Here is a 23,432-nt window from a genome sequence, read left to right as displayed (position 1 = left end):
GGCAGCCCGCGGGCTGCCCTTTTTGATCCTGATGATTCAGGGGATCTGCCTGACCCAGATCAGCTGGTCGGTGGCAAAGCCCAGCGCCTTGGCCTTGGCGACCAGCGCAGCCACCTTCTCCTTGGGCGGATTGGGGGAGCGGGCGAGGATCCAGAGGTAGTCGTGGTTGTAGCTGGTCACCAGGGATAGCTGGTAGTCGGGGTCGAGATCGATGACGTTGTAGCCACCATAGAAGGGCCCGAAGAAGCTCACCTTGAGCCGGGCCTCATCCGGCCGATCGACGAAGTAGGCCTTGCCCTGTGCCTCGCGCCAGCTGCCATCGCTCTGCTTGCCGCGGTTGATCACCCTGACGCCGCCATCGTCCCGCAGGCTGTAGGTGGCGCTCACCTGCTCCAGCCCTCGTTCGAAGCCGTGATCGAGGCGGGCGATTTCGTACCAGGTGCCAAGATAGCGATCGAGCTGGAAGCCGGTGACCGGGCGAATGCCGTCGGCAAGGCCGGTGCAGGCTGTCAGCAGCAAGGTGGCAAGCAGACAAAACAGTGAACGCATGGGTAGTCCCTCTCTTTATTATCCTTCGATGATACGCAGCTGGCCTTCCCGGAAGCGGGAAGCCTGATCCGTCGGCGTACTGCCGAAAAAGCGTTTGAACTCCCGGCTGAACTGGGAGTTGCTCTCGTAACCGACCCGGGCAGCCGCCGCCCCCGCCTTGACGCCGTCATGCAGCATCATCAGGCGCGCCTTGTGCAGGCGAAACGACTTGATGTACTGCAGCGGTGAGGTAGAGGTGACCGCCTTGAAGTGGTGGTGGAAGGCAGACACGCTCATGTTCACCTCCCGCGCCAGCTCTTCCATGGTCAGGTTGTCGGCGAAACGTTGCTCTATCATACGCAGCACTCGGGCGATCTGACCCACATGGTTGTGACGGTTGGCCAGCGCCTGCAGGGCCGGGCCACCTCCCTCGCCAAGAGCATAGAACAGCATCTCCCGCACCGTCTGTGGTCCCAGCACCCTGGCGTGGAGGGGGTTGTCCATCAGATCGATCAGCCGTTCGGCAGCGCAGAACATGGCCTCCGACATGGGCACCGAGTGCACGCCGCTCTTCTGCGGGGTCGGCGCGGGCAGGGCATCACCCAGCTCCAGCAGCAGCTCCTGCAGGGTGACCAGATTGATTTCGAGGGTGAAGCCGATGAGGGGTTGCTCGGGGGAGGCGAAGCATTCGCACTCGCAGGGCAGCGGCAGGGTCATCAGCAGATAATGGTTGGGGTCGTAGCGAAACACCTGATCCGCCAGATAACCCACTTTGTGCCCCTGCAGGATCACTATCATCCGCGGCTGGTAGAGCACCGGGGTGCGGCCATGGTACTCGGTGGTATAGATGAGGTTCACCTGCTCCACCGGGGAGGAGGTGATGCCGGGAGCGGTGACGTGGCGAGTCAGCCTGGTGGCCAGGTCGGTGTAACGGTCAGGCATGGAGCCCCTTGTTCTTTAAATTGGTGCGCTTGCAGAAATAGGCAATAAAAAAGCAGGATGTGACCTTGATGGTATGGCTGTTCAGGAGAAAAATGCAATCATGATTTCGCGGCCCTGCCGCACAGCTGTCAGAGAAGGTGATACCGATGAACAACTTTACCCTGCATACCCCGACCAAGGTCCTGTTTGGCAAGGGCCAGATCGCCCAACTGCGCGAGCAGCTGCCCGCCGATGCCCGTGTCCTCATCACCTATGGTGGTGGCAGCGTGGTGCGCAGCGGCCTGCTGGCGCAGATCCGCAGCGAACTGGCGGGCATGACCCTGTTCGAGTTTGGCGGCATCGAGCCCAACCCCGCCTATGAGACCCTGATGGGCGCGGTCGAACTGGCCCGTGCCGAGAAGGTCGACTTCCTGCTCGCTGTCGGTGGCGGTTCCGTGCTGGATGGCACCAAATTTATCGCCGCAGCTACCCCTTACGATCAGGCCAGGGATCCCTGGCACATTCTCGAGACGGTCGGCAGCGAGGTGCGTTCCGCCATCCCCCTCGGCACTGTGCTGACCCTGCCTGCCACCGGCTCCGAGATGAACATGGGGGCCGTCATCACTCGCAAGCGCACCGGCGACAAGCAGCACTTCTTCTCCCCCTTCGTGATGCCGCGCTTCGCCGTGCTCGACCCCGTGCTCACCTATACCTTGCCGGCGCGTCAGGTGGCGAACGGCGTGGTGGATGCCTTCATCCACATTCTGGAGCAGTACCTCACCTACCCGGTCAACGCCAAGGTGCAGGATCGCTTCGCCGAAGGGCTGCTGCTGACTCTGATCGAGGAGGGCCCCAAGGCGCTGGCCGAGCCGGAAAACTACGACGTGCGCGCCAACATCATGTGGAGTGCCACCATGGCCCTCAACGGCCTGATCGGTGCCGGCGTGCCTCATGACTGGGCCACCCACATGCTGGGTCACGAGCTCACCGCCCTCTATGGCCTGGATCATGCCCAGACCCTGGCGGTAGTGCTGCCTGCCCTGCTCGAGGCCAAGCGCGAGCAGAAACACGCCAAGCTGCTGCAATACGCCGAGCGGGTGTGGGATCTGCGCGAGGGCAGCGAAGTGGAGCGCATCGACGGGGCCATTGCCGCCACCCGCGACTTCTTCACTCGGATGGGGCTCAAGACCCGGCTGCGGGATTACGATCTGGGGTCACTCGATATTGATGCCTTGCTGGGCAAACTGGCGGAGCACGGCATGACCCGGCTCGGTGAGCACGGCGACATCGACCTGGTGCAAAGTCAGCATATTTATGAAGCCGCCTGGTAACGGCATACCCTTACCATCATCTGCGCGAAACGATTGAATACGTGGGGCCGACGCCCGCCATTTGGCGGTCGGATGGCCCTCTTTCGTTATTAAATTGTTACTTTATGGCATTTCGTTGCGAAAAATGAGACACGGCCGGATTTCGTAATAACAAAAAACGCTAAGATAGAGGGCCGGTAAAACATTTTTTTTGACTGGTTGGATCACTTTTTTCAGCCGTTTTTACTGGTATAAGCCTCTAATTTGGTTTGTTTTTTTTAATCGCGACCAGGGATGGGCTGAATTCTGTACGAGCGGCGTCGGGACTGCGGTTGTAATAAAACTCCAAAATTTGATACTAATCACCTTCGCGCCTGAAAAGCGGGGGCCTGACCATGACAGGAGGTTGCGGTAAAGCCTACTGATTTTCATAACAAAGAGCCCTGGACCTGCACTTTGGTCCTGTCTTGTTTCGCCAGAAATGAGACACTGGGCAGCGATTGTTTATTAACCATCAGGGAATAGTCATGCAGATTGGAATACCGAGAGAGAGTCTCGCCGGTGAAACCCGGGTCGCAGCGACCCCGGCTACCGTCGAGCAGCTGAAAAAGCTCGGCTTCGAGGTCGCCATCGAGTCTGGCGCAGGCCAGTTGGCCAGCTTCGATGATGCTGCCTTCGAGGCGGCCGGTGCCAGCGTGGTGCCGAATGTCTGGCAAGCCGACCTTATCTTCAAGGTCAACGCGCCGACCGATGCCGAGATCGCACAAATTAAGGATGGTGCCACTCTGGTGAGCTTCATCTGGCCTGCCCAGAACCCCGAGCTGGTCAAGAAGCTGTCCGAGCGCAACATCAATGTGATGGCGATGGATATGGTGCCGCGGATCTCCCGTGCCCAGTCTCTCGATGCCCTCTCCTCGATGGCCAACATCGGTGGCTATCGCGCCGTGGTGGAAGCCGCCCACGAGTTCGGCCGCTTCTTTACCGGTCAAATCACCGCTGCCGGTAAGGTCCCGCCCGCCAAGGTGCTGGTGATCGGTGCTGGTGTGGCCGGTCTGGCCGCCATCGGTACCGCCGGCTCCCTCGGCGCCATCGTGCGTGCGTTCGACACCCGTCTGGAAGTGGCCGAGCAGATCGAATCCATGGGTGGGGAATTCCTCAAGCTGGACTTCGGTGGCGAGGATGGCTCCTCCAGCGATGGTTATGCCAAGGTGATGAGCGAAGAGTTCATCAAGGCCGAGATGGAGCTGTTCGCCCAGCAGGCCAAAGAGGTGGACATCATCATCACCACCGCCCTGATCCCGGGCAAGCCGGCACCCAAGCTGATCACCAAAGAGATGGTCGACAGCATGAAGCCGGGCTCGGTGATCGTGGACATGGCCGCTCAGGCCGGTGGCAACTGCGAATACACTGTGCCGGGCCAGCTGCATGTCACCGATCGTGGCGTCAAGGTGATCGGCTATACCGATCTACCGGGTCGTCTGCCTGTCCAATCCTCCCAGCTTTACGGTACCAACCTGGTGAACCTGATGAAGCTGATGTGCAAGGAGAAGGACGGCAACGTCGCCATCAACTTCGAAGACGTGGTACAGCGCAACATGACGGTGATCCAGACCGGTGAAGTGACCTTCCCGCCGCCCGCCATCTCCGTCTCTGCTGCTCCGCAGAAGCCGGCAGCCGCCAAACCGGCCGCGAAGAAGGAAGAAGCCAAGCCCTCCAACAAGAAATTTGTCTGGGGTGCCCTGGGCATCGCCGCCTTTGGCTGGGTAGCTGCCGTGGCGCCGGCCGCGTTCCTCTCTCACTTCACCGTGTTCGTACTGGCCTGCGTGGTCGGTTACTACGTGGTGTGGAACGTCTCTCACGCCCTGCACACGCCGCTGATGTCGGTCACCAATGCCATCTCCGGCATTATCGTGGTCGGTGCCCTGCTGCAGATCGGGCAAGGATCGACCCTGGTCACCGCGCTGGCGTTTATTGCCGTGCTGATTGCCAGTATCAACATCTTCGGCGGCTTCACCGTCACTCAGCGCATGCTGAAGATGTTCCGTAAGGATTAAGGGGGTTTAACGTGTCTCAAGGACTGGTAACAGCATCCTATATCGTTGCCGCCGTGCTCTTCATCCTCAGTCTCGCGGGACTGTCGAAGCAAGAGACGGCCAAGCATGGCAACCTGTTCGGTATCGCGGGTATGGCCATCGCCCTGCTCGCCACCGTGTTCAACCCGGAAACCAGTGGTGTCCACTGGATCATTCTGGCCATGGTGATCGGCGGTGCCATCGGCGTGCGTCTGGCACTCAAGGTCGAGATGACCGAGATGCCCGAGCTGGTAGCCGTGCTGCACAGCTTCGTCGGTATGGCGGCGGTGCTGGTGGGCTTCAACAGCTTCATCGATCTGCACCCGTCGGCCCCGGCCGAGGTGGTAGTGCCCATCACCTCCAACCTGGATGCCACCCTGGCGGCCGCCCGTGCGGCGTTCGAACAGGCGGCCAGCGTGGCCCAAGTTGAGCACCTGACCGGCGCCATGCTGAACATCCACCTGGTTGAAGTGTTCCTGGGCGTCTTCATCGGTGCGGTGACCTTCACCGGCTCCGTGGTGGCGTTCGGCAAGCTGCGTGGTCTCATCTCCTCCAAGCCGCTGATGCTGCCGCACCGCCACAAGCTGAACCTGCTGGCCGTGGTGGTCTCTGTGCTGCTGATGATCTACTTCGTCAACGCGGGTGGCTCCACCTTCGCCCTGCTGGTGATGACCCTGATCGCGTTTGCCTTTGGCTGGCACCTGGTTGCCTCCATCGGCGGCGCCGACATGCCGGTCGTGGTCTCCATGCTGAACTCCTACTCCGGTTGGGCGGCTGCGGCGGCGGGCTTTATGCTCTCCAACGACCTGCTGATCGTCACCGGTGCCCTGGTGGGTTCCTCCGGTGCCATCCTGTCCTACATCATGTGTAAAGCGATGAACCGCTCCTTCATCTCCGTGATCGCCGGTGGCTTCGGCTCCGACGGCGTTGCCTCCAGCGGCGACCAGGAGATGGGCGAATATCGCGAGACCAGCGCCGAAGACGTGGCCGAGCTGCTCAAGAGCTCCAGCTCCGTCATCATCACCCCGGGTTACGGCATGGCGGTGGCGCAGGCCCAGTATCCGGTGGCCGAGATCACCCAGAAGCTGCGTGATCGTGGCGTCAAGGTACGCTTCGGTATCCACCCGGTGGCCGGTCGTCTGCCGGGTCACATGAACGTGCTGCTGGCGGAAGCCAAGGTCCCGTACGACATCGTGCTGGAAATGGACGAGATCAACGAAGACTTCAGCGATACCGATACCGTACTGGTGATCGGTGCCAACGACACCGTCAATCCGGCTGCCATGGAAGATCCGGGCAGCCCCATCGCCGGTATGCCGGTGCTGGAAGTGTGGAAGGCGCAGAACGTCATCGGCTTCAAGCGTTCCATGAATACCGGTTATGCCGGTGTGCAGAACCCGCTGTTCTTCAAGGAGAACACCCAGATGCTGTTCGGCGATGCCAAGGCCAGCGTCGAGGCTATCCTGAAAGCACTGTAAGTGCCTGTCAGAAAAAGAATAAAAGGAGGCTTCGGCCTCCTTTTTTATTGCCGGGGGCAATCCGAACACCCTGTACGTAAGCGAATTTTTATGCTGAGTTTTAAGTTATTTGCAGAGTGAAATGTGTAATGCTTCACATTTTGTCGCACTTTATACAAAGGCGGGCATAATGGCGTGCAAAAAGGGGATGTGGCTCAACATTAGTTGAATACATTGGGCGTAAAGTCAACTTTGGTTGACTAGGCTGGGCTGACCCGGATGGCGTATGCCATGGTCGCTGCCACCACCAGGGGACGAACGTTTATCCGCATTCCGGCCAGGCAGGCCAAGAGATCACCTGACTTCAGCAACCATACTCTTTAACAGGCTCGCCGCATGGCGGTGGCCACGAATAATCGAGATTGCCCCGCGGGCACCACGAAGATGAGACATACAGCAATGAACGCACAATGGACCGACTTTATTACCCTGCTCAAGCGTGAAGTGGTGCCGGCTCTGGGCTGCACCGAACCCATGTCGGTGGCGCTGGCCGCTGCCAACTGCCGCAAGTTGCTGGGGCAGGTGCCGACCCGCGTCAACGTCTGGGTCAGCGGCAACCTGTTCAAGAACGGCATGGGGGTCGGGGTACCCGGCACCGGCATGATAGGCCTGCCTGTCGCGGCGGCCGTCGGCATCACGGGTGGTAATCCGGATGCCGGACTGGAGGTGCTCAAGGGTCTCACCACCGAGCAGGTCGAGGCGGCCAAGGGACTGCTGCCGACCATCAAGGTGGATGTGAAGGATGTGCCTGACGTCCTCTACGCCGAGGTGCTGGCGGAAGTAGACGGCCACAGCGCCCGGGTGGTGATCTGCACCGATCACACCCGCATCATCCTGATGGAGAAGGATGGCGAGGTGCTGATGGCGCAAGACAGTGCTCCGGGCGTGCAGATCCAGCCCGCCAAGGCCGACAAGCCCACTATGAGCCTGCGCGAGATCGTCGACTTTGCCCTGCAGGTGCCCCTTGCCGATATCGACTTCATCCGCGAGGCTGCCTCGATGAACCAGGCCCTGGCGGACGAAGGGTTGCAGGGTTACGGCCTGCGCATCGGCAAGATCCTCACCGAGCAGGTGGAGCGCAAGCTGCTCTCCGACGATCTGATGACGCTGGCCATGCGCCTCTCTTCCGCCGCCTCCGATGCGCGGATGGATGGCGCCATGCTGCCCGCCATGTCCAACTCGGGCTCTGGCAACCAGGGCATCGCCGCCACCATGCCGGTGGTTGCCGCCGCCCGCTTCCTCAATGTGAGCGACGAGCAGCTCACCCGCGCCTTGGTGATGAGCCATCTGGTGGCCATCTACATCAAGACCTATCAGAACAAGCTGTCAGCCCTGTGTGCCGCCAGCACCGCCGCCATGGGGTCGGGGGCTGCCATCACCTGGCTGCTGGGCGGACAGTTCGAGCAAATCAGCCACTGCATCAACAACATGATTGGCGATGTCTCCGGCATCATCTGTGACGGCGCCGGCAGCGCCTGCTCCATGAAGGTCTCCACTTCCACCTCGGCGGCAGTGAAGTCGTCGCTGATGGCCATCAACAACCTGCGCGTTCCCCAGAGCGAGGGGATCGTCTCTGACGACGTGGATCAGACCATCGCCAACCTGGGGCAGCTCTCCAGACAGGGGATGCTGGACACGGATATCGAAATCATCAACATCATGCGCGCAAAGCAGAAGTCATAAGTTTGCGAACAAAGGGGGCAGCAAGACCCCCTTGTTCATGTCATGACGGTTACGCCGTCTGACTGCAAGGTTGCCAGGGCAGGCATGAGGCCTGCTCTCGTTTCTCGGGCACGGCCCGCTTTTTGGGGAGTCATCACATGACACTTAGCGTTATCGGCAATCTGGCCATTGCGGCCCTCTTGCTGCTCTTCCTCTACCGGTTGCAGCAAAAACACGTGAGCTTCACCCGCCGGGTCTTCGCGGGCCTGGGGCTCGGTATCCTGTTCGGGGCAGCCCTGCAACTGCTCTACGGCACGGGGTCGGGAGTGATTACCCAGACCATCGACTATCTGGATATTGTCGGCAGCGGCTATGTGAAGCTGCTGCAGATGATCATCATTCCGCTCATCATGGTCTCCATCATCAGCGCCATCCTCAAGCTCAATGGCGGCACCGCCCTTGGCAAGATCAGCGCCATGACCATAGGGGTGCTGATCTTTACCACCATGATCGCCGCCGGGGCGGGCATCCTGATGTCCAACCTGTTCGGTCTGACCGCCGAAGGGCTGACCGCTGGGGCCGCCGAGAGCGCCCGTGGTGCTGCGTTGCAGACCACCCTGGGCTCGGTTGAAAGCATGTCGTTTGCCAAGATGGTGCTGGAGTTTATCCCGGCCAACCCCTTCCTCGACATGACGGGGGCACGCAAGACCTCCACCATCGCCGTGGTGATCTTCTCCATCTTCATCGGCCTGTCGGCCACCGGCATCGCCCGCAAGAAACCGGAGATCTTCGAGAGCTTCAGCCACTTCATCGCCGTGGCTCACGCCATCGTGATGCGCATGGTGACCCTGGTACTGCGTCTGACCCCGTTTGGCGTGCTGGCCCTGATGACCAAGGTGGTGTCCGGCTCCAACTATGCCGACATCCTGAACCTGCTCAACTTCGTGCTCGCCTCCTACGGCGCCATCGCCATCATGTTCGCCGTGCACCTGCTGCTGGTGAGCCTGGTGGGGATCAACCCGATGCGCTACCTGAAGAAGATCACCCCGGTGCTGGCGTTTGCCTTCACCTCGCGCACCAGTGCGGGCTCCATCCCGATGAACGTGCAGACCCAGACCAAGTCGCTGGGTATTCCGGAGGGGATCGCCAACTTTGCCGCCTCCTTCGGTTCCACCATCGGTCAGAACGGCTGCGCCGGCATCTACCCGGCCATGCTGGCGGTGATGATAGCGCCGACCGTGGGGATTGACCCTTTGGATCCCGGTTTCATCATGACGCTCATCGCCATCATCACCATCAGCTCCTTCGGGGTGGCGGGGATCGGCGGCGGCGCCACCTTCGCCGCGCTGATCGTGCTCTCCGCTCTGGATTTCCCGGTGGCGCTGGCGGGCCTGCTCATCTCCATCGAGCCGCTGATCGACATGGGCCGCACCGCCCTCAACGTCTCCGGCTCCATCACCGCCGGGACCGTCACCAGTCGCGTGCTGGGGCAGACCGACATGGCGGTGTTCAATAGCGACCATGAAGTGAGCCTGGACGGCGAAGAGTCCACCATCTGATCCGCAGCGGGGAGGGGAAGCCTTCCCGCCATTCATCACAGGGAGGGTTCGCCCTCCCTGCGTCATTGCGAGGAAATAGCATGAGAATCCTGATCATCGGTGGTGAAGCCGCCGGTATGAGCGCGGCGGCCAAGGCTCGCCGCCTGGCAAAGGATGCCGAAATTGTCGTCTACGAGGCCTCCGAGGTGGTCTCCTTCGGCGCCTGCGGCCTGCCCTACTTCGTGGGGGACGAGTTCCAGGAGCCGGGCTACATGGCCGAATTCACTCCGGCGCAGTTCGCTGCCAAGGGGATCGAGGTCAAGACCGGCCACCGGGTGCTGAGCGTCGATTCTGCAACCCAGACCCTGCTGGTGGAGCACAAGGGCGACACCTTCAGCGACCGTTACGATCGCCTGATGATCGCCACCGGTGCTCGCGAGGTGATGCCTCCCATTCCCGGTCTGCAGCAGCAAGGTGTATTCGGCCTGCGCCGGATGGTCGACGGGCTGGCCCTCAAGGCCGCCGTGCAGGACAAGGCCAACACCCGTGCCTTGGTGATCGGATCCGGCTTTATCGGGCTGGAGGTGGTCGAGGCGCTGGTCCATCAGGGCAAGGAGGTGCGCCTTATCGAGCTGGCCGAGCGGGTTATCCCGGAGGCGTTTGACGAGGAGATCACCCGGCATATCGAAACCGAGTTGCGCGAGCAGGGGGTCTCCCTCCATCTCGGCGAGCGGGTAGAAGCCCTGCTGGGGGATGGCCGGGTGACCGGTGTGCGCACCAGCCATGGCGAGTACGAGGCCGATATCGTGGTGGTCTGCACCGGGGTCAAGCCCAACACCGAGTTTCTGGCCGGCACCGGCATCGCGCGTCTGGGGAATGGCGCCATCGAGGTGGATCGCCAGGGCCGTACCTCGTTGCCAAACGTCTGGGCCGCCGGTGACTGCGCCAGCGTCTGGCACAGCGTGAAACAGCAGCAGGTCTATGTGCCGCTTGCCACCATCGCCAACAAGCTGGGCCGCATGGTGGGCGAGAACCTGGCGGGCGCCGAGCAGGCCTTCCCGGGCACCCTGGGCTCGGCCGCGCTTCAGGTGCTGGGACTGGAGGCGGGGCGTACCGGTCTCTCCGAGAAAGAGGCGCAGCAGCTTGGCATCGACTATCGCACAGTGGTGATCAAGGACAAGTGCCACACCAACTACTGCCCGGGCCAGTCCGACATCCACGTCAAGCTGGTCTATGAAGCGGGCAGCAAGCGCCTGCTGGGTGGCCAGATCCTGGGTCGCAAGGGGGCGGTGCACCGCATTGACGCCCTGGCGGTCGCCATCACCATGGGAGTCACCACGGAACAGCTTGGCATGCTCGACTTTGCCTACGCGCCGCCCTTCTCCCGTACCTGGGATGTGCTCAACGTGGCGGGCAATGTCGCCAAGTAAGGCTTTTCCTTCTGGAAGGAAGACTCCTGGTGACCATCACCCATAAAAAAACCGGAGCCACTGGCTCCGGTTTTTCATTGGAAGTTTGCTGCTCAGCTGCGGCCAAGACGATTCTTCGGATAGTTTTCCGCCAGCACTTCCCGGGCATGTTTGGCCAGGGTAGGCATGTTCAGGGTGTCGTAGGCCTTGACCATGATCTCCAGCGCCTTCTCGGTTTCGGCGGTATCGGGGTAGGTCTCGACGACCTGCTTGGCCCGGTTGGCGGCGGCCACCAAGGCATCGCGCTTCACATAGTACTCGGCGACGCTCAGGTCGTAGCGGGCCAGACGGTTCTTCAGACCGACCATGCGGGCACGGGCATCGGCGGCGTACTGGCTATTGGGGTAGTTCTGCAGCAGGGTCTTGAAGTCCTGGAATGCCTGACGGGCATAGGCCGGGTCCTTGTCGTCCCGGTCGATCCCGAACATGTCCTGGAAGAAGTTGTAGTCCGCCGCCATGTTGGTCAGACCGCGCATATAGAAGACGTAATCGATGTTCTTGTGCGCCGGATTCAGACGGATGAAGCGGTCGATATTGGCGATCGCCTGGGCGGTGTCATCCTGCTTGTAGTAGGCATAGATGAGGTCGAGCTGCACCTGGTTGGAGTAGGCACCGAACGGATAGCGCGAATCCAGCGCCTCCAGCAATTCGGTGGCCTGCACGTAGTTGCCCACGTCCAGTTTCAGCCGTGCTTTCTGGTACAGGGTCTCCGGCGGCTCGTCGGGTACCTTGGGTTTGGTGCTGGAACAGCCTGTGATCAAGGTAGCGACCAAGGCGAGCGACATCAGCAGGTGAGACTTCTTTCCCATCAACAACATCCGGTCCATTTCCACGAAATTGGCAAAGTATCCGTTATGCTTGGCTAAAAGAAAAGCTAGAATACCCGGATTATTTCGAATTAACACCCCCCCGCTCAAGAGACCTTACATGAGCCAGCATATTGAACTGACAGGCGAATTCCAGGATCACCAATTCGGGCAGCGACTCGATCAGGCCCTGGCTGAAATGTTTCCAGACTACTCCCGTACCCGTATCAAGGAGTGGATTTTACAGGACAGAGTGACCCTGGATGGTCAGGTTGCCAACACCCCGCGCGAGAAAATTCTGGCCGGGCAGAAGGTGCATGTGAATGTCGAACTGGCAGACGATACCCGCTTCGATGCGCAGGATATCGAGCTCAACATCGTTTACGAAGATGAACACATTCTGGTGATCGACAAGCCGGCCGGCCTGGTGGTTCACCCGGGGGCAGGCACGCCGGATGGCACCATCCTCAATGCCCTGCTGCACCGTTACCCCGGCATCGCCGAGGTGCCCCGTGCCGGCATCGTGCACCGTCTGGATAAAGATACCACCGGCCTGATGGTGGTGGCCAAGACGGTACCGGCCCAGACCCACCTGGTGGAGGCGCTGCAGGCGCGCCAGATCACCCGTGAATACGAGGCGATTGCCATCGGTCACATGACCGCCGGCGGTACCGTCGATGCCCCCATCGGCCGCCACCCGACCCAGCGTACCCACATGGCTGTGGTGCCCAATGGCCGCCCCTCCGTCACCCACTACCGGGTGCACGAGAAGTTCCGTGGTCACACCCGTCTGCGGCTGCGTCTGGAAACCGGTCGTACCCACCAGATCCGTGTGCACATGGCCCACATCAAGCACCCGCTGGTGGGCGATCCCGCCTACGGCGGTCGTCTGCGCCCGTTGCGCAACGCCACCCCGGAACTGACCCAGGCACTGCGCAACTTCCACCGTCAGGCCCTGCACGCCACCATGCTGCAGCTGGCCCACCCCATCACCGGTGAGGTGATGCAATGGCACTCTCCCACGCCCCAGGACATGGTGGAACTGATGGAGGTGCTGCGCGCCGACACCCTGGCCAATCCGGACGAGCTGGTCTGGAAATAATGATAAAGAGGGCGGGGATGAGCTGACGCCGTTCCCTGCTTAAACGGGGCCCCTTGACTTGTAGCCAGGGGCCCCGTTTCTATATGAACGAATGCAAAAGGAGCCACAGATGAAATGGATTGAACCCGACTGGCCGGCACCGGCCCATGTCCGGGCCCTCTCGACCACCCGGGACGGGGGCGTAAGTGAAGGGGTCTTCGCCGGTCTCAACCTGGGGGCCCATGTTGGCGATGAAATGGCGCGGGTCGAGGCCAATCGGGCCCGCCTGCAACAAGAGACCGGGATCCCCGGGCCACTGAACTGGCTCAACCAGGTGCACGGCACCGCCGTGCATCCGGTCAGCGGCCGGTATGAGCGTGCGCCAGATGCTGACGCCGCCTGTGCCCATGAGGCGGGGCTGGCCTGTATCGTGATGACAGCCGACTGCCTGCCGGTGCTGTTCTGCGATCGGGCCGGCTCCCGGGTGGCCGCTGCCCATGCCGGTTGGCGCGGACTGCATGCTGGTGTGCTGGAGGCGAGCATCAATGCCATGGGCTGCGAGCCTGCCAAGATCCTGGCCTGGCTCGGCCCGGCCATCGGCCCGCAAGCGTTCGAGGTAGGCGGCGAAGTGCGCGAGGCCTTTATGGCGGAGCAGGCTGAGGCGGTGAGCGCCTTTACCCCTTCAGCCAACGCAGGCAAGTGGCTGGCGGATATCTACCAGCTGGCCCAGCTTCGCCTCGCCCGCGCCGGTGTGACCGCCGTCTATGGCGGTGGCTGCTGCACCTTCAGCGATGGGGAGCAATTCTACTCCTACCGTCGTGACGGCCAGACCGGCCGCATGGCCTCGATTATCTGGCTCGCCGAGTAAAGCTTCACCGGCTCCCTCCTCATGAGGGGGCCGGGATCCCGCCAATCCCTTGTTTGCAGAAAAAATAACCACTCCTGCCCCTTGAAATAGCCCGTACGGGCCTCATCTTTCATCTCAGAAAGTTATGTTGTTTGCCGCGCACGCGGCGTCTGTTTGAAGGGGGAGTGCAATGCGCCTCGATCGCCTGACCAGCAAATTCCAGATTGCTATTTCCGATGCCCAGTCTCTGGCACTGGGTCGTGACCACCAATTTATCGAACCCGTCCATCTGATGTCTGCCCTGGTCAACCAGGATGGCGGTTCCATTCGTCCGCTGCTGACCCTGACCGGGATGGATATCAATGCCCTGCGCTCGCGCCTGGGTGAAGAGCTCGATCGCCTGCCCCGCGTCAGCGGTGTGGAAGGGGACGTGCAACTGTCCAATGGCCTCGGCCGGCTGCTCAACGTCTGTGACAAGCTGGCCCAGCAGCGCAAGGATCAGTTCATCTCGTCCGAACTCTTTGTGCTGGCGGCCCTCGACGAGAAGGGGACCCTCGGCGAGCTACTGCGCGCCCAGGGGCTGACCAAGGAGAAACTGGAAGCCGCCATCGACAAGGTGCGTGGTGGCAAGAAGGTAGACGATGCCAACGCCGAGGAGAACCGCCAGGCGCTGGAGAAGTACACCATCGATCTCACCGAGCGGGCCGAGATCGGCAAGCTCGACCCGGTGATCGGCCGCGATGACGAAATTCGCCGCACCATCCAGGTGCTGCAGCGCCGCACCAAGAACAACCCGGTGCTGATCGGCGCCCCCGGCGTCGGCAAGACCGCCATCGTCGAGGGGCTGGCCCAGCGCATCGTCAACGGCGAAGTGCCGGAAGGGCTCAAGAACAAACGGGTATTGTCGCTCGACATGGGGGCCCTGGTGGCCGGTGCCAAGTACCGCGGCGAGTTCGAGGAGCGGCTCAAAGCCGTGCTGAACGATCTCGCCAAGGAAGAGGGCAATGTCATCCTCTTTATCGACGAGCTGCACACCATGGTTGGTGCCGGCAAGGGCGAGGGGGCCATGGACGCGGGCAACATGCTGAAACCTGCGCTGGCCCGTGGCGAGCTGCACTGCGTCGGGGCCACCACCCTGGATGAGTATCGCCAGTTCATCGAGAAGGATGCCGCGCTGGAGCGTCGCTTCCAGAAGGTGTTGGTGGAGGAGCCGAGCGTGGAGGACACCATCGCCATCCTGCGCGGCCTGAAAGAGCGTTACGAGCTGCACCACCATGTGCAGATCACCGACCCTGCCATCGTGGCGGCGGCCCAGCTGTCCCACCGCTACATCGCGGATCGCCAGCTGCCGGACAAGGCCATTGACCTCATCGACGAGGCCGCGGCCAGCATCCGGCTGCAGATCGACTCCAAGCCGGAGTCTCTTGATCGCCTCGAGCGGCGCATCATCCAGCTGAAACTCGAACAGCAGGCGCTGATGAAGGAGGACGACGACGCCAGCCGCAAGCGGCTGGAGCTCATCAACCAGGAGATCGGTGAAAAGGATCGGGAATACAACGAGCTGGAAGAGGTGTGGAAGGCCGAGAAGGCCGCCCTCGCCGGCACCCAGCACATCAAGGCGGCGCTGGAGCAGGCCCGTCAGGATCTGGAAGTGGCACGCCGCGCAGGGGATCTGGGCCGCATGTCCGAGCTGCAGTACGGCCGCATCCCCGAGCTGGAGAAACAGCTGGATCTCGCCACCCAGGCGGAGATGCAGGAGACCAGCCTGCTGCGCAACCGGGTCACCGACGTGGAGATTGCGGACGTGCTGGCGCGCTGGACCGGGATTCCGGTCGCTCGCATGCTGGAAGGTGAGCGAGAGAAACTGCTGCGGATGGAAGATCAGCTGCACAGCCGGGTGATCGGTCAGGAGGAGGCAGTCGACGCCGTCTCCAACGCCATCCGCCGCTCCCGCGCAGGGCTGTCTGACCCGAACCGTCCCATCGGTTCTTTCCTGTTCCTTGGCCCCACCGGGGTGGGCAAGACCGAGCTGTGTAAGGCGCTGGCCGAGTTCCTGTTCGATACCCAGGATGCCATGGTGCGCATCGACATGTCGGAGTTTATGGAGAAACACAGCGTGGCCCGTCTGGTGGGGGCGCCTCCCGGATACGTGGGCTATGAGGAGGGGGGCTATCTCACCGAGGCGGTACGCCGTCGCCCCTATTCGGTGATCCTGCTGGACGAGGTGGAGAAGGCTCATCCGGATGTGTTCAACATCCTGCTGCAGGTGCTGGATGACGGTCGCCTGACCGACGGTCAGGGACGTACCGTGGACTTCCGCAATACCGTGGTGATCATGACCTCCAACCTGGGGTCGGATCTTATCCAGGAGCACCACAGCGAGAAGGACTACGACGAGATGAAGGGCATGCTGATGGAGGTGCTGACCCGCAGCTTCCGTCCCGAGTTCATCAACCGGATCGACGAGACCGTGGTGTTCCACCCCCTCGGCGAGGAGCACATCAAGTCCATCGCTCGCATCCAGCTCAAGAGCCTGATGGGCCGCCTGGAGGCCCAGGGTTACGAGGTGGAGGTGACCGAGGAGCTGCTGACCAAGCTGGTTCACGCCGGGTTCGACCCCGTCTACGGGGCGCGTCCCCTCAAGCGGGCGATCCAGCACAAGGTGGAGAACCCGCTGGCCCAGGCGCTGCTCTCCGGCCGCATCGTTCCGGGCAAGAAGCTGGTGCTTGGAGCCGACAGCAACGGCCTGACCATGCGCCAGTAACCTCCCCTTTGTCCGTGTTTACAACGCCAGCCCTCGGGCTGGCGTTGTCATATCCATGAAATGGAAATAAAAAAACGGCAATCCTAGGATTGCCGGGAGGAATGTATTCAATGCGACCTGACGTGGGTTGAGCGGGTCGCAGGGGTAAGCCCCGGTTTCGCAGAAGGACAGGATGGCCGCTCTGCTTACAGCCTGCCCGAGATGCGCTCTCTCATCCCGGATGACCACACACTTGTTGAACCTGAACCGTGTCCTGTTTTGTCGCAGCACAAGGTTCAGGTGAAATGACTCTGGCTTTACAGCATGCCCTGAACGGCTGCCTTCATCTCGGCCGGCCAGACACCAACTTGCACCTGACCGATATGTTCCTTTTGCAGCAACAACATGGCCAGACGGGATTGGCCGATACCGCCGCCGATAGTCTGGGGCATGCGCTCTGCCAGCAGCTCCTGATGCCAGTCATACTGCAGGCGATCCTCGTCGCCGGTGATGGCGAGCTGACGGCGCAGCGCCTCTGCGTCTACCCGGATCCCCATGGAGGAGATCTCGAAGCTGTCTTGCAGCACCGGGTTCCACACCAGGATGTCGCCGTTCAGACCCGCCAGACCCAGCTCGCTGTGGCTGCTCCAGTCGTCGTAGTCCGGGGCGCGCACGTCGTGGCGCTCACCGTGGGACAGCGCCCCGCCGATGCCGATGAGGAAGACTGCCCCCAGCTCCTTGGCGATGGCGCGCTCGCGCCCCTTGGCGTCGAGGTCCGGGTAGCGGGTCAGCAGTTCCTCGCTGTGCAGGAACTGGATGTCGCTCGGCAGGAAGGGGGTCAGTTCGTGCTCGGCACAGACGGCGCGCTCGGTGGCCTTGATGGCGGCCCAGATACCGCGCACGGTTTCCTGCAGATAGGCCAGATCGCGGCGCTCGCTCGGCATCACCTTCTCCCAGTCCCACTGATCCACATAGACGGAGTGGATGGGGCTGAGTCTGTCTTCGTCCGGGCGCAGGGCCTTCATGTGGGTGTAGATCCCTTCGCCGGGCGCGAAACCGAAGCGGCCCAGGGTCTGGCGCTTCCATTTGGCCAGGGAGTGCACCACCTCGTAGCTGTGCTCCGGCAGAGTCTTCACCTTGACCTGCACTGCATTCTCGCTGCCGGACAGGTTGTCCTGGGTACCGTCACCGACCCGGCTCAGGATGGGGGCTTGCACCTCCATCAGACCCAGCTGTTGGGCGAGTTGGCGAGAGAACATCTCCTTGACGAAGCTGATCTGCTGTTGGCTGCGAATGTAGTGCTGTTTCATGCTGAATACCTGTCTTGAACCCGTTGGATGTGAGGATTCTTCAACAGATCGCCAACTAAATTCAATATTCGATAATAGAAATAGGCTTTGTGTATTTTTTTCTTCAAAATATATGGGCAATTAATGATGAATCATCAAAGGGAGTGCAAAAAAGTGCCGGAAAATTATCGGATCGATAATCTCGATCAGGCCATCCTCACCGCCCTGATGGACAATGCGCGGATCCCCTATGCCGAGTTGGCCAAGCAGCTGGCGGTCAGCCCGGGGACCATTCACGTGCGAGTGGAGAAGATGAAGCAGGCGGGGATCATCGAGGGCACCCGGGTGCAGGTGAACCCCAAGAAGCTCGGCTATGACGTCTGTTGCTTTATCGGGATCAACCTCAAGAGCGCCAAGGATTACCCGTCGGCCCTGGCCAAGCTGCAGGCGCTGGACGAGGTGGTGGAGGCCTACTACACCACGGGCCACTACAGCATCTTCATGAAGGTGATGACTCGCTCCATCGACGAGCTGCAGATCGTGCTGATCAACAAGATCCAGACCATTGACGAGATCCAGTCCACAGAAACGCTCATTTCGCTGCAAAACCCCATTCTGCGGGACGTGAAGCCTTGAGTCGGGTTGCATGAGAGGGGCGTAGAGATCCCTCTCCCGCGTGAGACGCTGCTTTCGCTGTAGAGCCCGATCCTGCGGGATGTGAAGTCCTGATGAAGCAGGTTGGCCGGGATCAGGGCTCGATATAGGGGATACCGTACTTGTTGTAGAGGGCCTTGAGGCGGCCATCCCGCTTCATGTGCAGCAGTTCGTTATCATAGGCTGCCATCTGGGCAGGGGTCTGTGCGTCGGCGCGGGCACGGGCCCAGGTATTGAAGTAGGGGCTGCTCTTGAGGGGCCTTGGCAGGTAATCCACCAGATCGCCGAGTTTCTCCTCATGGATCTGGGCGAAGGCGGTGACCAGCGGCATGGGGACGACATCGATGCGATTGGCGATCAGCTTGCGCAGCTGCAACTGGTTCATGGTGACTTCCTGGAAGTGATAGGCTGGGTCTGCCATGGCTGCAGCCAGTTCGGGGGTATAGGAGAAGTCTTTGGTGACGCCGATGCGCCAGGGTTTGAGGTCGGCCAGGGTTTCATAACGGATCGTCAGCAGATCGCTCTTGCGCACAAAAAAGTGCCAGCTGTGGCGCAGGTGCGCCTGCTGCGGATAGAGCAGATAGCTCTCTCGTTCAGGCTTGTAGGAGTGAGTCATCACCACATCGCAGACACCGCTCTCGGCATTGCGGGTGAGACGGGCACCGGAGTCGGTCAGCTCTATCTTGATCGGGAGCCCAAGCTTGCCAAAGATGGCGGTCACTATGTCGATATCGAGCCCCTGCGGCTGCCCGGCGGCATTCATGAACTTGAGCGGGGCTTCCAGAGTGCCGCAGATCACCAGCTCTCTGGCGTTGAGCCAGAGCGGGAAGAGTAGCCACAGCAGGGGAATCACGCGCACACTATGCCTCCTGACCCCGCAGGAAGATGATGTTGGGGGCCTGCTCCCAGTATATTGGTTTATAAGGTGTAAAGAGGTGATCCCGCATGGCAAACCCTGAAATCGAAAGCCCGCTCGATGGTGTCGACAAGCTGACGGTGCTGCTCTACCGCATCGGCCTGAGTGGTGCCGCCCTGTTGCTGCTCGGGCGTGGGGCGTCGCTGCTGAGTGGTATCGAGGTCATCGCTCCTGCTCGCTGGTTGAGTCTGTTGGCGCTGACCAGTGCGCTGTGCAGTTTCTCCATCCATCTCTACGACAAGCGTATCCGTCTGATGCTGCAGGGTTTTGGCTGGGGGGCGCTGGCGTTCGCCGCGCTGGGGGCGCCGGATGCTCTGGTGCTGGGGGCGGCACTGGCCACCCTCTCAGGTTTGGCATTCAAGGAGCAGTTCTGCTTCGCCATCCCGGGGATCAGGTTGGTACCCGTGTTGTTGCCGCTGTTATGGTTGCTGGAGTGGGGTCGGCTGGAGTGGGCCGCTGCCCTGGCAGCGCTGGTCAGCGGGGCCTTGTTAACCCTGCTGGCGCTGGCCAAGTGGCGAATGCCCCTGCACTTCGACATCGGTGACAAGGGGCGTTACCAGATTTAGAAGGGATGGTTGGCGCAGCCACTGGAGTTGCGCCAACTTGCCGGCGGTCTTTAGGTCTGCTGGCAGACTTTGAGCTGCTGGTTGAGGGCCTGCATGACCTGGCGACGGCTGATGATGCCGATCACCTTGCCCTGCTGCAGCACGGGGTAGATCTTGGGTTTGGCTCCCGTCATCTGGCGTGCCAGCTCCAGTATGCTCTCGTCTGGGCCCACCGAAAGCGGTGCCCGGTTCATCATGTCTTCCACCCGGGTTCGGGTATCGCAGTGGTAGCTGCCGGTGAGCAGGCTGGGAATGCAGTCTTGTTCCGACAGAAAGCCGATCAGCTGCTTCTCGTCGCCCAGCACCGGCAGGCCGCTCAGGCCCGAGTGATGCAGGCGATCGAGCGCTTCGGCCAGGCTCAGTCCGGCGGTGAGCGAATGGGTCAGGCGGCTCATATGATGGTGAACTTTCAGCATGGTGGTGGCTCCCTTGGTGTGCATGGGGGCTACTATGGCGGAGCCGTGGGGCGGTGCGCCAATGGCTTGTACCGCAGGGATTGATAGGCGGCGGAAATGGCTGCTGAAGCGGTGGGATTGCCGGGGTATTCATGGAAGAGGAGATCTTATGAGGGCATTGGTGACGGGCTGTGGTCGGCGACTCGGCTTCTATCTGTGCGAACAACTGGTGGCGGCGGGATGGCGGGTGACCGGCAGTTATCGCAGCGAGCGGCCCGAACTGGCGCGGCTGCGCGAACTCGGGGTCGAACTGGTGCAGGCGGACTTTGGCTGTGAGGAGGAGGTCAGCCGACTGATTGAGGTGCTGGCCACCCACCGCGATCTGGGGCTGGTGATCCACAACGCCTCGGCCTTCGAATCCCAAGCGGCAGATCCTGCCGCACAGCTGGCCCAGTTCGAGCAGTACTACCGGGTACACATGGCGGCCCCCTTCCAGCTCAACCGGGCACTGGCCCCCCAGCTGGCGCGCAACGACAACGCCAGCATCATCCATATCACGGATATCTACATCCACGCCCCTCCCCCGCATTTTGCCAGCTATGTGGCCACCAAGGCGGGAGCCCATTCGCTCGCCATGAGTTTTGCCCGCGAGCTGGCGCCGGCCGTACGGGTCAATACCATAGAGCCCGGCCCCATCCTGTTTCTCGATGAGCATGACGATGCCTGGCGTCAGCAGGTGCTGGCCAGGACGCCGCTGGCCCGTGAAGGGGGGCTTGAGCCCATCTGGCAGGCGGTGCAACTACTGATGCAGAACAGTTACATGACGGGGGCCAGCATCAAGGTGGATGGGGGCCGTGCCCTGGCCACCCTGTGAGGCCAGCTGCAGGGTGACTGGGTGCAGGCCAATCTGCTGATTATGGCCGTGGCCCGCAGCCAGCTGGCTGCGTAGGGAGAGCGCCACCTTGGTGGCGTGCACCTCGCCGGTGCCATACCATTCGGCCAGCAGGGGGGCCAGGTAGCTATCGACCCTGGCCGTCGCAAAATCAGCGATCGGGCTGCTGGCCAGGATATCGATATCGAGCGGCCGGTCATGCACCTTGCACAGGGGGTCATTGCGATCCCGTCCGTGGGCGACTTCAAGGGTGACAAACCACTGCTTGAGTACTGTGGTTTCCAGCCGGCTTTCAATGACAAACAGGCAGTTGAGAAAATCGTGGCGGGAGAGCATGCCCACCGGTTTGGTCCGGATCACCGAGCTTAGCTGTAGCCAGCCAAACTGGGTGATCAGCTCGTCCAGCGCCTGGCCGACATGGCGATGGGGCTCGAGATTGGATCCTATGCTGCACAGATAGAACATGCTCACCTTCCCTGGGTTGGGCTCATCTGAAATGTATACGCAGTTCACGGTTATCATATTAACTATGACGTAACATGGATTTATCTATTGTGATCCGGCACTGATTGGCAGAAGGAGACTTGCATGAGTGTGGAACTGAAATGGGCACTGCTGACGGCTGCAGGCGCGCTGGCGATGATCCTGGTTATCTGTGTGGCCTCCGTCGGTCTGGCGTGAATTACGCTTTCGTTCGTAGCATCAACCGGCCTTTGGGCCGGTTTTGTTTTTTGAGCTGTGCGGCTATGCTGGCGCACCGGTGAAAATGAAGAGAAGAGATGATGGCCAAGGTTCGCCCGCGTTCCCTGCTGCAGGTGGTGTTGATGGGATTTGTGCTGGTACTGATGCCGCTTGGCGGCATGATCTGGCATAACAGCAATGCTCTTTCCCACCTCAGCAAGCTGACCAGCGACGAGATGGAGCGGGCAGTCAAGGATACCCGCCGTGCCACCTTGCTGACGGCGCAGGCCATCGATATCGAGCGAACCCTGCGTCGTTATGTGGTGCTGGGGGATATCAGGAGCCTGGCCAGCTACCGCCAGCAGCTGTCGAGTTACCGCGAGCTGCTGGCGGAGCATCGCCACTCCATCGCCGACAGCGATGTTTACGGCGGACTTGAACAGGCGATCGAGTGGCTCGGTAGCCTGCAGGATATGACTCAGGCCAGGGCGGCGGTGGAGAACGACAAGCTCGTCCATTTCAATCAGCTCGGCCAGCAGCTCGAACAGGTTACCCGCAGCCGGGTTGATGAGCGGATGGATCGGGTCCGCCTTACCATCGCTGGGCTGACCCGTGAGATCTGGTGGGTGAGTGGTGTAGTGGCCGTGCTCAGCCTGCTGCTGGTGCTGATCTTCACCTACCTTATTATTCACCCGGTGCGACAGATTGAGTCGCGCATTCTGAGCCTGGGGGCCGGCGTTGAACCGGATGCGGAGCCGGTGGATGGGCCGGCCGAACTGGTCTTGCTGGGAGAGCGGATCGTCTGGTTGCACGGCAAGCTCAAGGAGCTGGAACAGCAGAAGTACCAGTTCCTGCGCCATGTCTCCCACGAGCTCAAGACGCCGCTGGCGGTGCTGCGGGAAGGATCGGATCTGCTCTGTGAACAGGTGGTTGGGCCGCTCACGCCGGATCAGTTGGAGATCTGCCAGATGCTGGACGAGAACAGCCGCCGTCTGCAGACCCTGATCGAGCGGCTGCTCGACTTCAACCGCCTCAGCCAGCAGGAGGTGTTCGAGCTGGAGCCGGTGCCGCTCAACCCTATTCTCGACAAGCTGGTCGCCGAATACCGGCTGGCATTGGAGTCCAAGCAGATCCGTGTACACTTGCCGACCGAGCCGGTGAGCCTGCTGGCCGAGCCCTATCGGCTGCAGTTGATCCTCGATAATCTGTTTTCCAATGCCGTCAGTTATGGTGCCAGTGGCGGCAATATCTGGATCCGCGCCGGCGAGGAGGCGCAGGGACACTGGCTGGTGGTCGCCAATGAGGGACCCGAGATCCCCGAGGCCGATCAGCAACGGATTTTTGAACCCTTCGAGCAGGGCAGCACGGTACGGCAAGGCATTCTGAAAGGCTCTGGCATGGGCCTCTCCATTGCCCGCGAGTCTGCCCACAGCTTGGGAGGGACGTTGGTTCTGGTGAAAGATGAACAGGCGGATGTCTGTTTCAGGTTGACGTTGAAATGAGGAC

At 61.3% G+C, this 23,432-nt stretch carries 21 protein-coding genes; 14 read left to right on the top strand and 7 right to left on the bottom strand.

Annotated elements, in window-relative coordinates:
* Positions 1-36: 36 nt before the first annotated feature.
* Both ACB028_RS15080 and ACB028_RS15075 read right to left on the bottom strand, forming a co-directional pair.
* Positions 37-549, bottom strand: a complete 513-nt coding sequence (locus ACB028_RS15080) for a lipocalin family protein (RefSeq protein ID WP_371144626.1) — start codon at positions 547-549, stop codon at positions 37-39.
* Positions 550-567: 18 nt separating this feature from the next.
* Positions 568-1,470 (bottom strand): AraC family transcriptional regulator N-terminal domain-containing protein, encoded by a 903-nt coding sequence (locus tag ACB028_RS15075; protein WP_371144625.1) that lies wholly within the window; start codon positions 1,468-1,470, stop codon positions 568-570.
* A 146-nt stretch (positions 1,471-1,616) separates the two neighbouring features.
* Between ACB028_RS15075 and yqhD the strand changes: the two genes are divergently transcribed.
* From yqhD to ACB028_RS15045, 6 genes are all read left to right on the top strand, one after another.
* A complete protein-coding gene (gene yqhD, locus ACB028_RS15070) occupies positions 1,617-2,780 on the top strand; it encodes an alcohol dehydrogenase (protein WP_371144624.1) in 1,164 nt (387 codons plus the stop codon).
* 506 nt (positions 2,781-3,286) lie between these two features.
* Positions 3,287-4,813, top strand: coding sequence for a Re/Si-specific NAD(P)(+) transhydrogenase subunit alpha (gene pntA / locus ACB028_RS15065; protein WP_371144623.1), 1,527 nt, complete (start codon positions 3,287-3,289; stop codon positions 4,811-4,813).
* A gap of 11 nt (positions 4,814-4,824) precedes the next feature.
* On the top strand, positions 4,825-6,309 hold the full coding sequence (pntB, locus tag ACB028_RS15060) for a Re/Si-specific NAD(P)(+) transhydrogenase subunit beta (protein ID WP_042025258.1): 1,485 nt from the start codon (positions 4,825-4,827) through the stop codon (positions 6,307-6,309).
* A gap of 423 nt (positions 6,310-6,732) precedes the next feature.
* The gene (locus tag ACB028_RS15055; RefSeq protein ID WP_371144622.1) at positions 6,733-8,031 is read left to right on the top strand and encodes a serine dehydratase subunit alpha family protein; all 1,299 of its coding nucleotides are present in this window, start codon (positions 6,733-6,735) and stop codon (positions 8,029-8,031) included.
* Between the two features lie 137 nt (positions 8,032-8,168).
* Positions 8,169-9,569: an L-cystine transporter gene (locus ACB028_RS15050; RefSeq protein ID WP_371144621.1), complete on the top strand. Its 1,401-nt coding sequence runs from the start codon at positions 8,169-8,171 to the stop codon at positions 9,567-9,569.
* An 80-nt stretch (positions 9,570-9,649) separates the two neighbouring features.
* On the top strand, positions 9,650-10,978 hold the full coding sequence (locus ACB028_RS15045) for a CoA-disulfide reductase (protein WP_371144620.1): 1,329 nt from the start codon (positions 9,650-9,652) through the stop codon (positions 10,976-10,978).
* A gap of 92 nt (positions 10,979-11,070) precedes the next feature.
* On the opposite strand, the gene ACB028_RS15040 is transcribed toward ACB028_RS15045, so the two are convergent.
* On the bottom strand, positions 11,071-11,826 hold the full coding sequence (locus tag ACB028_RS15040) for an outer membrane protein assembly factor BamD (RefSeq protein WP_042025307.1): 756 nt from the start codon (positions 11,824-11,826) through the stop codon (positions 11,071-11,073).
* A 118-nt stretch (positions 11,827-11,944) separates the two neighbouring features.
* Here ACB028_RS15040 and rluD point away from each other — a divergent pair, with 118 nt between their 5' ends.
* The 3 genes from rluD (at position 11,945) to clpB (ending at position 16,515) form a co-directional block, all read left to right on the top strand.
* Positions 11,945-12,925, top strand: a complete 981-nt coding sequence (rluD, locus tag ACB028_RS15035; protein WP_042072517.1) for a 23S rRNA pseudouridine(1911/1915/1917) synthase RluD — start codon at positions 11,945-11,947, stop codon at positions 12,923-12,925.
* A gap of 109 nt (positions 12,926-13,034) precedes the next feature.
* Positions 13,035-13,772, top strand: a complete 738-nt coding sequence (gene pgeF / locus ACB028_RS15030; protein ID WP_371144619.1) for a peptidoglycan editing factor PgeF — start codon at positions 13,035-13,037, stop codon at positions 13,770-13,772.
* 169 nt (positions 13,773-13,941) lie between these two features.
* A complete protein-coding gene (gene clpB, locus ACB028_RS15025) occupies positions 13,942-16,515 on the top strand; it encodes an ATP-dependent chaperone ClpB (protein ID WP_026457211.1) in 2,574 nt (857 codons plus the stop codon).
* A gap of 296 nt (positions 16,516-16,811) precedes the next feature.
* On the opposite strand, the gene asnA is transcribed toward clpB, so the two are convergent.
* Positions 16,812-17,804 (bottom strand): aspartate--ammonia ligase, encoded by a 993-nt coding sequence (gene asnA, locus ACB028_RS15020; protein WP_042072512.1) that lies wholly within the window; start codon positions 17,802-17,804, stop codon positions 16,812-16,814.
* A 153-nt stretch (positions 17,805-17,957) separates the two neighbouring features.
* Here asnA and asnC point away from each other — a divergent pair, with 153 nt between their 5' ends.
* Entirely contained in the window at positions 17,958-18,419 is a 462-nt protein-coding gene (asnC, locus tag ACB028_RS15015) for a transcriptional regulator AsnC (RefSeq protein ID WP_042025306.1), read from the top strand.
* A 112-nt stretch (positions 18,420-18,531) separates the two neighbouring features.
* On the opposite strand, the gene ACB028_RS15010 is transcribed toward asnC, so the two are convergent.
* The gene (locus ACB028_RS15010) at positions 18,532-19,296 is read right to left on the bottom strand and encodes an ABC transporter substrate-binding protein (protein ID WP_042025208.1); all 765 of its coding nucleotides are present in this window, start codon (positions 19,294-19,296) and stop codon (positions 18,532-18,534) included.
* Positions 19,297-19,382: 86 nt separating this feature from the next.
* Here ACB028_RS15010 and ACB028_RS15005 point away from each other — a divergent pair, with 86 nt between their 5' ends.
* The gene (locus ACB028_RS15005) at positions 19,383-19,919 is read left to right on the top strand and encodes a DUF2301 domain-containing membrane protein (RefSeq protein WP_042072510.1); all 537 of its coding nucleotides are present in this window, start codon (positions 19,383-19,385) and stop codon (positions 19,917-19,919) included.
* Between the two features lie 50 nt (positions 19,920-19,969).
* Here ACB028_RS15005 and ACB028_RS15000 read toward each other — a convergent pair whose 3' ends face one another.
* Positions 19,970-20,374 (bottom strand): CBS domain-containing protein, encoded by a 405-nt coding sequence (locus ACB028_RS15000; RefSeq protein ID WP_042072623.1) that lies wholly within the window; start codon positions 20,372-20,374, stop codon positions 19,970-19,972.
* 148 nt (positions 20,375-20,522) lie between these two features.
* Here ACB028_RS15000 and ACB028_RS14995 point away from each other — a divergent pair, with 148 nt between their 5' ends.
* Complete coding sequence (locus ACB028_RS14995; RefSeq protein ID WP_225633565.1) at positions 20,523-21,227, top strand: SDR family oxidoreductase; 705 nt, start codon at positions 20,523-20,525, stop codon at positions 21,225-21,227.
* On the opposite strand, the gene ACB028_RS14990 is transcribed toward ACB028_RS14995, so the two are convergent.
* Complete coding sequence (locus ACB028_RS14990) at positions 21,153-21,710, bottom strand: 2-amino-4-hydroxy-6-hydroxymethyldihydropteridine diphosphokinase (protein WP_371144618.1); 558 nt, start codon at positions 21,708-21,710, stop codon at positions 21,153-21,155. The genes ACB028_RS14995 and ACB028_RS14990 overlap by 75 nt on opposite strands.
* Before the next feature lie 123 nt (positions 21,711-21,833).
* Here ACB028_RS14990 and ACB028_RS14985 point away from each other — a divergent pair, with 123 nt between their 5' ends.
* Together ACB028_RS14985 and ACB028_RS14980 are read left to right on the top strand one after the other, a co-directional pair.
* Positions 21,834-21,926, top strand: a complete 93-nt coding sequence (locus ACB028_RS14985) for a YnhF family membrane protein (RefSeq protein ID WP_124239460.1) — start codon at positions 21,834-21,836, stop codon at positions 21,924-21,926.
* 101 nt (positions 21,927-22,027) lie between these two features.
* The gene (locus ACB028_RS14980; protein ID WP_042072622.1) at positions 22,028-23,428 is read left to right on the top strand and encodes an ATP-binding protein; all 1,401 of its coding nucleotides are present in this window, start codon (positions 22,028-22,030) and stop codon (positions 23,426-23,428) included.
* Positions 23,429-23,432: the final 4 nt, after the last annotated feature.

This window comes from Aeromonas sp. S9(2024) (assembly GCF_041403185.1).
Taxonomy (GTDB): Bacteria; Pseudomonadota; Gammaproteobacteria; order Enterobacterales; family Aeromonadaceae; genus Aeromonas; species Aeromonas enteropelogenes.
Note: the sequence above shows the minus strand (reverse complement) of the source record. Positions and strands in the feature narration are given on the sequence as shown.